The sequence below is a fragment of the Streptomyces sp. T12 genome (assembly GCF_028736035.1).
Taxonomy (GTDB): Bacteria; Actinomycetota; Actinomycetes; order Streptomycetales; family Streptomycetaceae; genus Streptomyces.
In genome coordinates this window covers 6,892,535-6,906,598 of the sequence record NZ_CP117866.1, presented here as the reverse complement: position 1 = coordinate 6,906,598, position 14,064 = coordinate 6,892,535, and the positions used below count along the sequence as shown (strand labels likewise).

The following is a 14,064-nucleotide window of genomic DNA, read 5'->3' as shown; positions in this document are numbered from 1 at the left end:
TCTCCGTAGCTACTGACCGTCGTCAGGTCTGCCCGGGTCCAGGGTGATGTCGCCCGTCGGTTCTTCCGTCGGCGCCGCCGTGGGCGGCTCGGTCGTCGGTGCCTCCGTCGGCTCCTGGGTCGTCGGCGTCTCCGTCGGCTCCTGGGTCGTCGGCGTCTCCGTCGGCTTCTGGGTCGTCGGCTCCTCCGTCGGCTCCTGGCTCGTCGGCGCCTGCGTCGGCGTCGGCGTCCAGGTCGGCTGGACGGCCGCGCCCTGGTCGGTGTCCAGGTCGAACCTGGCGTCCGTCTTGGTCACGCCGAACATGTACGCCGCCCAGATCTCCGCCGGGAAGCCACCACCGTTGACGCGGTCCTCGCCGGCCGCGCCGTACATCTTGACCTGCGGGTGCGGGGCCTTGTCGTCCTCACCGAACAGGCCGACCGAGGTGACCAGGTCGGGCGTGTAGCCGGTGAACCAGGCCGACTTGTTGTCGTCGGACGTACCCGTCTTGCCGGCGACCTTCTGGCCGTCGCGCTTGGGGTTGTTCGCCACGGCCTTCTGCGCCGTACCGTCGGCGACCACACCCGTCAGCACCGAGGTCACCGAGTCGGCGGCCTCGCGGCTGATGACCTCCTCGCCGATCGGGTTCGGGAGCTCGACGCTGCGACTGTTGTGCTCGGCCTTCTTGAGGATGCTCGGGGTGACCTTCTTGCCGTGGTTGTCGAGGGTCGCGTACACCCCGGCCATCTGCAGCGGGCTCGCGCCCATGGTGCCCAGGGTCTGCGCGGGCACGGCCTGCTCGTTGGTGGTGTCCATGCCGAGCTTGGCCGCCACGTCCATGACGTTCTTCATGCCGACGTCGACGCCCATCTGCGCGAAGACGGAGTTGACGGACTTGTTCATCGCCGTCTGGACGGTGATGGGCCCGTAGTTCTCGTCGTCCTCGTTCTCGGGGGCGAAGCCGACCTTGTTGCCGTTGCTGTACACGACCGGGCGCTTGCTGGTGCCGTCGTAGATCGTGTTCGCGGTGATCGGCTTGCCGGACTGCGTCTCGGAGTTCTCCTCCAGCGCGGCGGCGAGGATCACCGGCTTGAACGTGGAGGCGGGCTGGTAGTCCGTGCGGGTCGCGTTGCTCGTGTAGTGCTTGAAGTAGTCCACGCCGCCGTACAGCGCGACGACCTTCCCCGTCTCGGGATCGACGGAGGCCGCGCCGGCCTGGATGTCCGCGTCGACGGGCCGCTTCTTCTTGTCCAGCTTGCTGGTCAGCTGCGCCTTGACGGCCTTCTCCAGCTCGGCCTGCTTCTTCTTGTCGATGTTCAGGGTGATGGTCCAGCCCTGGTCGACGACCTCGGCCTCGGCCTGGGAGCGTGTGATGCCCTCCTGCTTCATCAGCTGGTCCTCCAGCTGACGGTTGGCGAGCTCGATCAGATAGCCCTTCTGGCCCTCCCGGCCGGCGGTGGGCTTCGGCTCCTTCGGCTTCGGGAACGTCATGCCCTGGCGCTCGGCCTTGTCCAGCCAGCCCTCCTCGACCATGTTGTCCAGGACGTAGTTCCACCGGTTGGTCACCAGCTTCTTGCCGGTGTCGGACGCGGCCTGCCAGTCGTACTGGCTCGGCGCCTGGAGCAGCGCGGCGAGGTACGCGCCCTGCCGGACGGAGAGCTTCTCGGCGTCGACGTGGTAGTAGGCCTGGGCGGCGGCCTGGATGCCGTAGGCGCCGCGGCCGTAGTAGCTGGTGTTGATGTAGCCGGCGAGAATCTCGTCCTTGGACATCTGGCGGTCGACCTTCAAGGAGATGACCATCTCCTTGAGCTTGCGGCTGACCGTCTGTTCCTGGCTGAGGTAGTAGTTCTTGACGTACTGCTGGGTGATCGTCGAACCGCCCTGCGCGCCCTTGCCCATCAGCGTGTTGAACAGACCGCGGGCCGTGCCCTTCAGGTCGATGCCGCTGTCGTTGTAGAACGTCTTGTTCTCGGCCGCGACGAAGGTGTACTGGACCTCCTTCGGCACCTTGGCCAGATCCACGATCTCGCGGTTGACCGTGCCGTCGCGGGCCAGCATCGCGCCGTCGCTGTACTTGTAGACGTTGCTCTGGCGCTGGGCGGCCTGGGCCGCGGCGCTGTCCTTCGGGATGTCCACGTACAGATACAGCGCGATGAAGGCGCCGATGCCGAGCAGGCAGACGCCGAGGAACGTGCCGAGGATCTTCTTCCAGGTGAACAGCCGGCGTATTCGGCCCTTGCCGTCACCGCCCTTGCCCCCGCTCTTGGCCGCCCGGCGGGCCGCGGCCCGGCCGCCGACCGCGGCTGACGATGCGCCGATGACGGTGGTCGACTCGGCCGCCCCCGTGTTCGACGGCGTCCCGGACGAACGCCGGGGCGCCGCGCGGCGGCCGCCGCGCTGCCGCGCTCGTCTCTCTTCCGCTCGTCCCATGGGTCCGTTCCGCTCCGCTTCGCTCTTGTGTGCACTTGTGCCACACAGGTTCGCCGCTCAGGTCAGCTCAGAAAGCTAACACCGGAAGTTGTGACAAAGGCCGGTCGATCCGGTCTTTTGCGGACGTGACAATCAGCACCCGTCCCATCGGAACCGACGGCTGAGAGGTGCATAGGGTTGCCCGGTCGGGGTAATCTGATATCACTTAGCTAGTTCAGAGATAGACGAGGCCGTCCGCGGCTTCGCGGAGAAAACGGGGGAGACCACCCATGCCGAACGGCAAGAACGACGCCACGTCCGTCACCGCCGACGCACCCGAGGTACCCGACGTACCCGACGTACCCGAGATGCCCGCACCACGCGTCCGCGAGTTCACCGCGCACAGCATCGGCGGCGGGCTCGCCCTGCTGCTGGGCCTGGTCGGACTGCTGGTCGGCACGGGGGTGATCGTCGGCGCGACCGCGGTCACCGGGGCCGGCGGCAAGGCGGCGCTGATCATCACCGGCATCCTGGTCGACATAGCCGCGCTCCTGGCCATGTGCGGGCTGAACATGGTCGCGCCGGGCGAGGCGCGGGTCGTCCAGCTCTTCGGGCGGTACCGGGGGACGATCCGGGAGGACGGGCTGCGCTGGGTGAACCCCTTCACGTCCCGCACGAAGATCTCGACCCGGGTCCGCAACCACGAGACGGCCGTCCTCAAGGTCAACGACGCCTACGGCAACCCGATCGAGCTCGCCGCGGTCGTGGTGTGGAAGGTCGAGGACACCGCGCAGGCGAGCTTCGAGGTGGACAACTACCTGGAGTTCGTGGCCACCCAGACGGAAGCGGCCGTACGGCACATCGCCATCGAGTACCCGTACGACGCCCATGACGAGGGTGGCCTCTCACTGCGCGGCAACGCCGAGGAGATCACCGAGAAGCTCGCCTTCGAACTGCACGCGCGCGTGGAGGCGGCCGGCGTCCAGATCATCGAGTCGCGCTTCACGCATCTCGCGTACGCTCCCGAGATCGCCTCCGCGATGCTCCAGCGACAGCAGGCGGGGGCGGTCGTCGCGGCACGGCGGCAGATCGTCGACGGTGCGGTGGGCATGGTGGAGGCGGCGCTCGCGCGGATCTCCGAGCGGGACATCGTGGAGCTGGACGATGAGCGGAAGGCGGCGATGGTGTCGAACCTGATGGTGGTGCTGTGCGGGGACCGCGCACCGCAGCCCGTACTCAACACCGGGACGCTTTACCAGTGACGGTCCCTTCGGAGGAGTCCTCGCCGAGGCGGCGGCCGCAGCAGCGCAAGCAGGTGCTGCTGCGGCTGGACCCGTCCGTGTACGAGGCGCTGGCGCGGTGGGCGGGAGACGAACTGCGCTCAGCCAACGCCCAGATCGAGTTCCTGTTGCGGCGCGCCCTCGCGGAAGCGGGGCGGTTGCCGGGTGAGGCCAAGCCGATTCCCCGCAGAGGTCGCCCTCCGGCGAACCCACCCGAGTCTCAGTAGCAGAACCGTGACAATCGGCCCCCACCTGGGCCGTCGCACGTACCGTCCGGCTGTACACACGCCGTGTATACAGCCGGGGTATACACCGCATATACAGTGCTGGGCATGTCAATCGGTCACACCCTTCTGGGACTCCTGGAGTCCGGCCCCCGCCACGGCTACGACCTGAAGCGGGCCTTCGACGAGAAGTTCGGTCACGACCGGCCGCTGCACTACGGCCAGGTCTACTCGACGATGTCCCGGCTGCTGAAGAACGGGCTCGTCGAGGTCGACGGGATCGAGCCCGGCGGCGGGCCCGAGCGCAAGCGGTACGCCATCACCGACGCCGGGATCACCGACGTACAGCAGTGGCTCGCGACGCCCGAGAAGCCGGAGCCGTACCTTCAGTCGACCCTCTACACCAAGGTCGTCCTCGCGCTGCTCACCCGGCGCAACGCGGCCGACATCCTCGACACCCAGCGCGCCGAGCACCTGCGCATGATGCGGATCCTCACCGACCGCAAGAGGAAGGGGGATCTCGCCGACCAGCTCATCTGCGACCACGCCCTCTTCCACCTCGAGGCCGACCTGCGCTGGCTGGAGCTCACCGCCGCGCGCCTCGACAAGCTGGCCGAGGTGGTGGTCAAGTGACTCCGCCTCCGGGTTCCCTGCTCGCGGCCCACGAGCTGCGCAAGGCCTACGGCCCGACCGTCGCGCTCGACGGGGCCGAGTTCTCCATCCACCCCGGCGAGGTCGTCGCCGTGATGGGCCCGTCCGGCTCCGGCAAGTCGACGCTGCTGCACTGTCTCGCCGGCATCGTGCCGCCCGACTCGGGGTCCATCACCTACAACGGGCGTGAGCTGGCCACCATGAGCGACGCCCAGCGCAGTGCGCTGCGGCGCTCCGAGTTCGGGTTCGTCTTCCAGTTCGGGCAGCTCGTACCGGAACTCACCTGCGTCGAGAACGTCGCCCTTCCGCTGCGGCTGAACGGGACCTCCCGCAAGGAGGCCGAGAAGGCCGCCCTGACCTGGATGGAGCGGCTGGAGGTCGACGACCTGAAGAAGAAGCGGCCCGGTGAGGTCTCCGGCGGCCAGGGGCAGCGCGTCGCCGTGGCCCGCGCACTGGTCACCGACCCGCGTGTGCTGTTCGCCGACGAGCCGACCGGCGCGCTCGACTCCCTCAACGGCGAGCGCGTGATGGAGCTGCTGACGGACGCCGCCCGGTCGGCCAACGCCGCCGTCGTCCTCGTCACGCACGAGGCGCGGGTCGCCGCCTACTCCGACCGCGAGATCGTCGTACGGGACGGCAAGTCCCGGGACATGGAGCGCGTCGTATGAGCGTCGGCCAGTGGGCCAAGGACCTGGGCATGGGGGTCCGGTTCGCCTTCGCCGGCGGACGTGAGGGCTGGGTCCGTGCCCTGCTGACGGCCGTCGGGGTCGGGCTCGGGGTGGCGCTGCTGCTGCTGACGACCGCGGTCCCCAACATGCAGTCGGTCCGGCACGAGCGGGAGAGCGCCCGTGCCGACATCGACTACAGCTACACGGATCTGAAGAAGTCGGACCGCACCCTGATCGTCGCGGACGTCGACACGGACTTCCGCAACAAGGACATCCGCGGCCGGGCCCTGGAGCCCGAGGGAGCCCGGGCCCCACTGCCGCCGGGACTGGAGAAGTTCCCGGCGGTGGGCGAGATGGTCGTCTCCCCCGCGCTGAAGAGGCTGCTGGAGTCGGACGACGCCAAGCTGCTGCGCGAGCGGCTGCCGCAGCGGATCGTCGGGACCATCGGGGAGAGCGGGCTGATCGGCTCGCACGAACTCGCCTTCTTCCGGGGCGGCGACGGCCTCGCGCCGCACATCGACGGCGCCCGGGTCGCCCGGATCGAGCGGTTCGGGGACACGAGCCCGACCGAGACGCAGACCGACCCCGTACTGCTCCTGCTGGTCATCGTCGTCTTCGTGGTGCTGCTGATGCCGGTCGCCGTCTTCATCGCCGCCGCCGTGCGCTTCGGCGGCGAGCGGCGCGACCGCCGCCTCGCGGCGCTGCGGCTGGTCGGCTCCGACAGCCGGATGACCCGGCGGATCGCGGCCGGCGAGGCACTGGCGGGCGCGGTGCTCGGACTGGTCTTCGGTACGGGCTTCTTCCTGATCGGCCGCCAGATCGCGGGCTCGGTCGAGGTGTTCGACGTCAGCGTCTTCCCGAGCTACCTCAACCCCTCCCCCGCGCTGGCCCTGCTGGTCGGCCTCGCGGTCCCGGCGGCCGCCGTGCTGGTCACGCTGTTCGCGATGCGCGGCGTGGTGATCGAGCCGCTCGGCGTGGTGCGTACGGCGAAGCCCTCGCGGCGCCGGCTGTGGTGGCGGCTGCTGCTGCCGCTGGGCGGCCTCGCGATGCTCTGGCCGATGATCGGCCAGGGCCGCGACAACGGCACCTTCAACGAGTACCTGGTGATCGGCGGCGTCCTCCTGCTGCTCATCGGCGTGACCACCCTGCTGCCGTGGGTCGTCGAGGCGGTCGTCGCCCGGCTCGGCTCGGGCGGCGTCGCCTGGCAACTCGCCGTCCGCAGGCTCCAGTTGAGCAGCGGTACGGCGGCCCGCATGGTGAACGGCGTCGCGGTGGCGGTCGCCGGGGCGATCGCGCTGCAGATGCTGTTCGCCGGGGTGGAGAGCAACTACACGAAGCAGTCCCGGTACGACACCCAGCGGGCGCAGATGGAGGTGGCCCTGTCCCGCAACGCCCCACTCGACCCGGCGGTCGCGGAGTTCCGGGACACCAAGGGTGTCCAGCAGGTCTACGCGTACGCCGAGGGCTACCTGGGCGAGCGGCGCAAGGACCCGGACATGGGTGCCGAGATGACCGTCGGAGACTGCGCGTCGCTGCGCCAGACGGCCGAGCTTCCCTCCTGCCGGGACGGCGACATCTTCTACGTGTCGAACTCGGAGTACGACGGGGACACCCGGGAGCTGGTGAAGCAGCCGGGCCGGACGGTGTATCTGGACCCGTCGTACGACGGCGGCCCGCCGCGGCAGGAGATCGCCTGGACCGTGCCGAAGGACCTGAAGGCGGCGCGGACGCAAGAGGACTTCATGGGCCGGCAGCGAGGTGGCTTCCTGCTCACCCCGAAGGCCTTGCCCGCGGCGGCCGCGCCGGCACTGCGGGGGCAGGTGTACCTCAAGCTCGACCGCTCCGTGCCGGACGTGTACGACCGCGTACGGAACGCGTCGACGGCCGCGGACCCGCTGTCCTACCCCATGACCTGGTACTCCACCCAGACGGCCGACCGCTACGGCGCCATCCGCACCGGCCTGTTCGTCGGCGCCGTCTGCGTCATGATGCTGATCGGCGCGAGTCTGCTGGTCTCCCAGCTGGAGCAGCTGCGCGACCGCAAGAAGCTGCTGTCGTCCCTGGTCGCCTTCGGCACCCGGCGCCGCACGCTGAGCCTGTCGGTGCTGTGGCAGACGGCGATCCCGATCGCCCTGGGCCTGCTGCTGTCCTCGGTGGTGGGACTGACGCTGGGCGCGGTCCTGCTGCGGATGACGGACACGCCGATCATGGTGGCCTGGACGAGTGTGCTGTCGATGCTGGGCGTCGGTGCCGGTGTCGTCCTCGCGGTGACACTGCTCAGCCTGCCGCCGCTCCTCCGGCTGATGCGACCGGACGGCCTGCGCACGGAGTAGGCACGGGTCGGACGCGGTCGCCGGTGCGCCAAGCCGCCGGTCACCCCTGCTCCTCGCCGCCCGTGCAGGCCACGCGGGGCTCAGGCGTTCGCGTCCAACACCCGAACGGGCAGCGGACGCAGGGCCTCACGCAGGGCGGAGGCCAGCTCCTCGTACTCCGCTGCGCGCGCCGCCCCCGTCCGCATGGCGAGGGCGACGCGGCGGGTGGGCGCCGGGTTCGCGAAGTACCCGGTGAGGAGCTGGCTGCTGCGGGTCGTCTCCAGCTTGAGGGCGGTACGCGGCAGCAGCGTGCAGCCCAGGCCGCCCGCGACGAGCTGCACGAGCGTGGACAGCCCGGCGGCGGTCGTGGTCACGGGAGCGTCCTCGCGGCCCGCCTCCCGGCAGATGTCGAGGGCCTGGTCGCGCAGGCAGTGCCCCTCGTCCAGGAGCAGCAGGTTCAGCTCCTTGAGGGCCTCGCGCGGGATGCCCTCCCGGCCGCCGAGCCCGTGGTCGAGCGGGGTGACGAGCACGAAGTCCTCGTCGAAGAGCGGGAGTTCGGCGACCCCGGGCACACCGAGCGGCACGGCGAGCAGGAGCAGGTCCAGACGGCCGGTCGTGAGCCCCTCGACGAGGCTGGCGGTCTGCTCCTCGTGCACCTGCAGGTCGAGGTGCGGATACCGGTCGTGGACGAGGCGCAGGACGGTCGGCAGCAGGTACGGCGCGACGGTGGGGATGACTCCGAGGCGCAGCGCACCGGTGAACGGCGCCCGGACCGCCTCCGCCTCCTCCATCAGCGCCCCGACCTCCACCAGCACCGCCTTCGCCCGTACGGCCAGCCGCTCACCGGCCGGCGACAGCAGCACCTTGCGGGTCGTCCGCTCCAGCAGCGTGACCCCGAGGGTCTCCTCCAGGGCGGACACGGCACCCGAGAGCGCGGGCTGACTCATACCGATCGCGGCCGCCGCGTCCCGGAAGTGGAGATGCTCGGCGACGGCGGCGAAGGCACGCAGCTGGGCGAGGCTGGGCTGCCTCCTCTTGCTCACGGTCACTGATAGATCCCTCCGATCAACCGGACCGAGTGTAGCTATTTCCCGTATCAATGCAGCCTGTGCCAGGATCGGTAAGGTCCAACCCAAGGGAGACACCTGTACCGAACGGGTGTCTCTTCGCTGCAAGGAGAGCGTGTGCTCACTGTCGGTGACAAGTTCCCCGAGTTCGAACTGACCGCCTGCGTCTCGCTGGAGAAGGGCAAGGAGTTCGAGACGATCAACCACAAGACCTACGAGGGCAAGTGGAAGATCGTCTTCGCCTGGCCGAAGGACTTCACCTTCGTCTGCCCGACCGAGATCGCGGCCTTCGGCAAGCTGAACGAGGAGTTCGCCGACCGCGACGCGCAGGTCCTCGGCTTCTCCGGCGACTCGGAGTTCGTGCACCACGCCTGGCGCAAGGACCACGACGACCTGCGTGACCTGCCGTTCCCGATGATGGCCGACTCCAAGCACGAGCTGATGCGCGACCTCGGCATCGAGGGCGAGGACGGCTTCGCCAAGCGTGCCGTCTTCATCGTCGACCAGAACAACGAGATCCAGTTCTCCATGGTGACCGCCGGCTCCGTCGGCCGTAACCCCAAGGAGGTCCTGCGGGTCCTGGACGCCCTGCAGACGGACGAGCTGTGCCCGTGCAACTGGAGCAAGGGCGAGGACACCCTGGACCCGGTCAAGCTGCTTGCCGGAGAGTGAGTGACATGTCCCTCGACTCCCTCAAGTCCCGCATACCGGACTACGCCAAGGACCTGAAGCTCAACCTGGGCTCGGTCATCGGCAATTCGGACCTCCCCGCGCAGCAGCTGTGGGGCACGGTCCTCGCCACCGCGATCGCCTCGCGCTCCCCGATCGTGCTGCGCGAGCTGGCGCCGGAGGCGAAGGCGAACCTCACGCCCGAGGCGTACACCGCGGCGAAGGCCGCGGCCGCCGTGATGGCGATGAACAACGTCTTCTACCGGACCCGGCACCTGCTGTCCGACCACGAGTACGGCAGCCTGCGCGCGGGGCTCCGTATGAACGTCATCGGCAACCCCGGTGTCGACAAGGTCGACTTCGAGCTGTGGTCCTTCGCGGTGTCCGCCATCAACGGCTGCGGCCTGTGCCTCGACTCGCACGAGCAGGTGCTGCGCAAGGCGGGCGTGGACCGCGAGACGGTCCAGGAGGCGTTCAAGATCGCGTCCGTCATCCAGGCGATCGGTGTCACGCTGGACGCGGAGGCGGTTCTGGCGGAGTAGCGCTTCGCCGAGAAACGCGGGGCCCGTTCACCCTGAGGGTGAACGGGCTCTTGTCATTCCTCCGCCGCCGACTTGTCCTTCGCGGACGGCGGCGGGTCAACGGAAGCCGCTCCCACCGCAGTCGCCCCCCGCGGCTCGGGCGCGTAGCGAAGAGCCGCCTGCTGCGAATACGCCCGCAGATACCCCACGATCGTGTTCGTCACCGCCACCAGCGGTACGGCCACCACCGCGCCGCCGATCCCCGCCACCATGCCGCCGGCCGCCACCGACAGCACGACCGCCAGCGGATGGACGCGGACCGCACGGCCGAGGATGAACGGCTGCAGGACGTGGCCCTCGATCTGCTGGACAGCGAGGACGACGGCCAGGGTCATGACCGCGGTGAAGACGCCCTGCGTCACCAGCGCCACCACCACGGCCAGCGCGCCGGAGGCCACCGCGCCGACGAGCGGGATGAAGGAGAACAGGAAGATGAAGACGGCCAGCGGGACGGCCATGGGGACGTCGAGGAAGTAGATACCGATGCCGATGAAGACGGCGTCGATCAGGGCCACCATCACCGTGCCGCGCACATACGCCGTCAGCGTCGCCCAGGCCCGCGGCCCGGCACCCGCCACACCCGGCCGGGCGGCGGCCGGGACCAGCTTGAGGGTCCACTCCCAGATCCGCTTGCCGTCGTAGAGCAGGAACAGCGTCGAGAAGGCGGCCAGCAGGATGCCGGTGAGCGCCTCCACGATGACCGTCACGCCTTCGAGGCCGGCCGAGGTGATGGCGTCGGTGTTGGCGCCGATCGCCTCCCGGAGGTTCTCGGCGATGTCGTTGATCTGCTTGTCGGTGACATGGAACGGGCTGTTGAGCAGCCAGTTGCGCAGCTCGTCGATGCCGTCCTGGATCTGGTCGGAGAGGTTGTCGATGTTCTCCATGACCTGCCAGGTCACGAACCAGCCCATCAGCCCGATGACGACGAACCCGAGGATCGCGGTCATCGCGGTGGCGAGCCCGCGCGGCACCCCGCGTCGCATCAGCCACGCCACCGAGGGCTGCATCAGCGCGGTGAGCAGCAGGGCGATGACGAACGCCAGCACCACGAGCTGTACGGCGCTGATGACCCGCATCAGCACCCAGACCGTGCCGGCCAGCACCAGCAGCCGCCAGCCCGCCTCCGCCGCGACCCGTACGCCCCACGGCACGACCTGTGCGGGGTCGGGGCGGGGCGGCGGAGCCGAGGGCGCGTAGTCGGGGGGCCGGGGGACGTGGGCGGCGGGCGGCGAGAGGGTGTCGTCGGCGGAGGGCTCAGGCGTGGCCTCGACGGCGGGTCTCGGCACCGGCTGGAGCTCGTCGCTCTCCCGTTCCACCGCGGCGCGGCGCTCGTCCAACCGCTCGCTCATCTCGGTCAGTCCGGCGCCGAGCCGACTGAGCCACCCTGGCACTCGCGACATGATCCGTCCTCTTCCCCCGTCTCTCCCCACCACTCCCCCTGGAGTCGCTGCGTCCGACCGTACAGGGCGCTGCACGCAGAAGAGCGAAAGCCCCTCACCCAAGGACGGTGAGGGGCTGCGCGAAGGTTGAGCGGCGGGCTCAGTACCAGTGGTTGGCCTGCCAGAACGACCAGGCGCCACAGGGGCTGTCGTAGCGCTCGTTCATGTAGTTCAGGCCCCACTTGATCTGGGTGGCCGGGTTCGTCTGCCAGTCCGAGCCGACGGACGACATCTTGGAGCCGGGCAGGGCCTGGAAGAGGCCGTAGGCACCCGAGGAGGCGTTGACCGCCTGGTAGTTCCAGCTGGACTCGTGGTCCACGATGTTGCTGAAGCACTGGAACTGGTCGCTCGGCACCATCTGGCGCGCCATGGCCTGGATCTGCGCGATGCTGTACGAACTCTGGATGGGGAAGTCCGCGGAGGAGGACCGGGAGGCCTTCGCCTCGGCCTCTTCGCGCTCCTTGGCTTCCTGCGCCGCCTTCTCGGCGGCTTCCTTCTTCTCGATCGCGGTCTGGGCGGCGGCCTTGCGGGCCGACTCCTCAGCATCCTTCTTGGCGCTCGCGTCCGCGGCGATGGCCTGCACGTTGGCCTGCGCCGTCAGGGACTCGGTCTGCACCTGGGCCTGCTGGCCCGCGGGTATGTCCGCGAGAAGCGTCGAATCGGCTGCCGTCGCCTCGGCGTCGTTCGTCTGCGCGGTGCTGCCCGAGGCAACGCCGACGACGCTTCCGACAGCGGTGACCGCGGTGGCCGAGGCCACTGCGAATCCCCTGACCGAAATCGGACTCACACGGTTTCCTTCCAGCATCGCCCGCTTCGGTGACCCTGGCGGACGCAATCGTGCCCCTGGCGCTGGCCTCCCAACTGCGGGGTCACGGGAGGCTCGGACCCGGTGGGCAACTCCCGCGAGGAGAGCGCCGCGTGTTGACTCGGGCGGCATACGACGGCGTTATGCAGTTGGCTGTGGTGTTGCTGTGGTGCCGTACCGCTGGGGGTACAGGTGTGTCGTATGCGGGGCCTGACAGGAGTGAGACTCTGCCGTACCCGGACGCCGCAAGGCAATTCTGTGTTGCGTGTGAAAGCTCACACCTTGTTTGCCCCAGGGGTTTTTCGGAAAGCCGCACACACCGAGGCGCCGCCCGGATAGGCTCCCTGCCTTTCCGGACGGCGCCAACCAACGAGTAGCTACCGCAAGTTGTGCACTTGGGTCAGATCTGCCCGTCCTCCAGCATTTCGGTCACAAGGGCGGCAATCTGGGACCTCTCGGACCGCGTCAGCGTGACGTGGGCGAAGAGGGGATGCCCCTTCAGCTTCTCCACGACGGCGACGACACCGTCGTAGCGCCCGACCCTCAGATTGTCCCGCTGGGCCACGTCATGGGTGAGAACCACCCGTGAATTAGCTCCAATTCGGGACAGAACAGTCAGCAGGACATTCCTTTCCAGCGACTGTGCCTCGTCCACGATCACGAACGCGTCGTGCAGCGAGCGTCCGCGGATGTGGGTGAGGGGCAGTACCTCCAGCATGCCGCGCGCGGTGACCTCTTCGATGACCTCGCGGCTGGTGACCGCGGACAGCGTGTCGAAGACCGCCTGTGCCCAGGGGCTCATCTTCTCGGCCTCGGAGCCGGGCAGATAGCCGAGCTCCTGCCCGCCCACCGCGTACAGCGGCCGGAAGACCATCACCTTCTGGTGCTGACGGCGCTCCAGCACGGCCTCGAGACCGGCGCACAGCGCCAGTGCCGACTTGCCGGTGCCGGCGCGGCCGCCCATGGACACGATCCCGACGTCCGGGTCGAGGAGCAGATCGAGCGCGATCCGCTGCTCGGCGCTGCGGCCCTTGATGCCGAAGGCCTCCCGATCGCCACGCACCAGACGGACGTTGCCCTCGGGTGTGATCCGGCCCAGCGCCTTGCCGCGCTCGGACTGGATGGTCAGTCCGGTGTGCACGGGCATCTGGGCGACCTCGGGCACATGGACGTGCCCCTCCTCGAAGAGGATGTCCACCTGCTCGCCGGGCAGGGTCAGTTCGGACATTCCGGTCCAGCCGGACGCGTCCGTGATGGCGAGCTCGGCGCGGTACTCCTCGGCGAGGAGACCGACGGACGAGGCCTTGATCCTGAGCGGCAGGTCCTTCGACACGACGGTGACGTCGAACCCCTCGGCCTGCAGATTGCGGGCGACCGCGAGGATGCGGGAGTCGTTGTCCCCCAGGCGGTAGCCGGTCGGCAGCACGCTGGGGTCCGAGTGGTTGAGCTCGACACGGACGGTCCCGCCGAGGTCCCCGATCGGGATGGGGGCATCGAGACGGCCGTACGCCACCCGGAACTCGTCGAGCAGGCGCAGTGCCTGCCGGGCGAAGTAACCGAGTTCGGGATGGTGCCGCTTGGCCTCCAGTTCCGTCACCACGACGATGGGGAGCACGACCTCGTGCTCGTCGAAGCGGCTCAGGGCGTTCGGGTCGGCCAGCAGGACGCTGGTGTCGAGAACGTAGGTGCGCCGGTCTGGCTTGTGGCGCTTTGTGCTGGTCACCACGGAAGGACGTACCCCCTCGGATGAGGTCGGGGAGCGACGGAGTGGAGCTGGACCGGTCGTCGGCCGCCCTGCACGCCGTGCAAGGGCCGAAAACCGGCCCTCCACTGCTTCTTCCATGCCGTGACCGCACGGTCGAGCTGGTGCAAAGGGCCTCCCGGGCGGACGGCTCCGGCGCCGCCCGCTGAGATACGACACCCGTGGTTCGGGCGTCGACCTGCTTGGCTTATGCCCTCGAACATGCGGTGCCATGCCAG

General features: G+C 69.2%; 12 protein-coding genes. 7 read left to right on the top strand and 5 right to left on the bottom strand.

What is annotated here, in order from left to right; all coding sequences use genetic code 11:
* Positions 1 to 9: 9 nt before the first annotated feature.
* Positions 10 to 2,409, bottom strand: a complete 2,400-nt coding sequence (locus PBV52_RS31290; RefSeq protein WP_274242876.1) for a transglycosylase domain-containing protein — start codon at positions 2,407 to 2,409, stop codon at positions 10 to 12.
* 347 nt (positions 2,410 to 2,756) lie between these two features.
* On the opposite strand from PBV52_RS31290, the gene PBV52_RS31285 reads away from it, so the two are divergent.
* From PBV52_RS31285 to PBV52_RS31265, 5 genes are all read left to right on the top strand, one after another.
* Positions 2,757 to 3,650: an SPFH domain-containing protein gene (locus tag PBV52_RS31285; protein WP_274249721.1), complete on the top strand. Its 894-nt coding sequence runs from the start codon at positions 2,757 to 2,759 to the stop codon at positions 3,648 to 3,650.
* Complete coding sequence (locus PBV52_RS31280) at positions 3,647 to 3,895, top strand: hypothetical protein (protein WP_274242875.1); 249 nt, start codon at positions 3,647 to 3,649, stop codon at positions 3,893 to 3,895. The genes PBV52_RS31285 and PBV52_RS31280 overlap by 4 nt, the downstream gene beginning before the upstream one ends.
* A 105-nt stretch (positions 3,896 to 4,000) precedes the next feature.
* Positions 4,001 to 4,525 carry a PadR family transcriptional regulator gene (locus tag PBV52_RS31275; protein ID WP_274242873.1) on the top strand — a complete coding sequence of 175 codons (525 nt, stop codon included), beginning with the start codon at positions 4,001 to 4,003 and terminating at the stop codon, positions 4,523 to 4,525.
* The gene (locus tag PBV52_RS31270; protein WP_274242872.1) at positions 4,522 to 5,211 is read left to right on the top strand and encodes an ABC transporter ATP-binding protein; all 690 of its coding nucleotides are present in this window, start codon (positions 4,522 to 4,524) and stop codon (positions 5,209 to 5,211) included. Before PBV52_RS31275 ends, PBV52_RS31270 begins: the two co-directional genes overlap by 4 nt.
* A complete protein-coding gene (locus PBV52_RS31265; RefSeq protein ID WP_274242871.1) occupies positions 5,208 to 7,544 on the top strand; it encodes an ABC transporter permease in 2,337 nt (778 codons plus the stop codon). The genes PBV52_RS31270 and PBV52_RS31265 overlap by 4 nt, the downstream gene beginning before the upstream one ends.
* Before the next feature lie 80 nt (positions 7,545 to 7,624).
* On the opposite strand, the gene PBV52_RS31260 is transcribed toward PBV52_RS31265, so the two are convergent.
* Entirely contained in the window at positions 7,625 to 8,572 is a 948-nt protein-coding gene (locus tag PBV52_RS31260; protein ID WP_274242870.1) for a LysR substrate-binding domain-containing protein, read from the bottom strand.
* A gap of 135 nt (positions 8,573 to 8,707) precedes the next feature.
* Here PBV52_RS31260 and PBV52_RS31255 point away from each other — a divergent pair, with 135 nt between their 5' ends.
* On the top strand, positions 8,708 to 9,262 hold the full coding sequence (locus PBV52_RS31255; RefSeq protein ID WP_274242869.1) for a peroxiredoxin: 555 nt from the start codon (positions 8,708 to 8,710) through the stop codon (positions 9,260 to 9,262).
* Positions 9,263 to 9,267: 5 nt separating this feature from the next.
* Entirely contained in the window at positions 9,268 to 9,801 is a 534-nt protein-coding gene (locus tag PBV52_RS31250) for an alkyl hydroperoxide reductase (protein WP_274242867.1), read from the top strand.
* A 53-nt stretch (positions 9,802 to 9,854) separates the two neighbouring features.
* Here the strand turns inward: PBV52_RS31250 and PBV52_RS31245 are convergent, their stop codons facing one another.
* The 3 genes from PBV52_RS31245 to PBV52_RS31235 all read right to left on the bottom strand — a co-directional run bounded on the left by PBV52_RS31245 (position 9,855) and on the right by PBV52_RS31235 (position 13,810).
* Entirely contained in the window at positions 9,855 to 11,240 is a 1,386-nt protein-coding gene (locus PBV52_RS31245; RefSeq protein ID WP_274242866.1) for an AI-2E family transporter, read from the bottom strand.
* A 139-nt stretch (positions 11,241 to 11,379) separates the two neighbouring features.
* A complete protein-coding gene (locus PBV52_RS31240) occupies positions 11,380 to 12,066 on the bottom strand; it encodes a transglycosylase SLT domain-containing protein (protein WP_274242864.1) in 687 nt (228 codons plus the stop codon).
* A gap of 418 nt (positions 12,067 to 12,484) precedes the next feature.
* Positions 12,485 to 13,810 (bottom strand): PhoH family protein, encoded by a 1,326-nt coding sequence (locus PBV52_RS31235; RefSeq protein WP_274242863.1) that lies wholly within the window; start codon positions 13,808 to 13,810, stop codon positions 12,485 to 12,487.
* Between the last annotated feature and the right edge of the window lie 254 nt (positions 13,811 to 14,064).

Bases quoted from the DNA above. Each gene is read 5' to 3' on its own strand.
- PBV52_RS31290 (WP_274242876.1), bottom strand. From the start codon at position 2,409: ATGGGACGAGCGGAAGAGAGACGAGCGCGGCAGCGCGGCGGCCGCCGC.
- PBV52_RS31285 (WP_274249721.1), top strand. From the start codon at position 2,757: ATGCCCGCACCACGCGTCCGCGAGTTCACCGCGCACAGCATCGGCGGC.
- PBV52_RS31275 (WP_274242873.1), top strand. From the start codon at position 4,001: ATGTCAATCGGTCACACCCTTCTGGGACTCCTGGAGTCCGGCCCCCGC.
- PBV52_RS31265 (WP_274242871.1), top strand. From the start codon at position 5,208: ATGAGCGTCGGCCAGTGGGCCAAGGACCTGGGCATGGGGGTCCGGTTC.
- PBV52_RS31250 (WP_274242867.1), top strand. From the start codon at position 9,268: ATGTCCCTCGACTCCCTCAAGTCCCGCATACCGGACTACGCCAAGGAC.
- PBV52_RS31245 (WP_274242866.1), bottom strand. From the start codon at position 11,240: ATGTCGCGAGTGCCAGGGTGGCTCAGTCGGCTCGGCGCCGGACTGACC.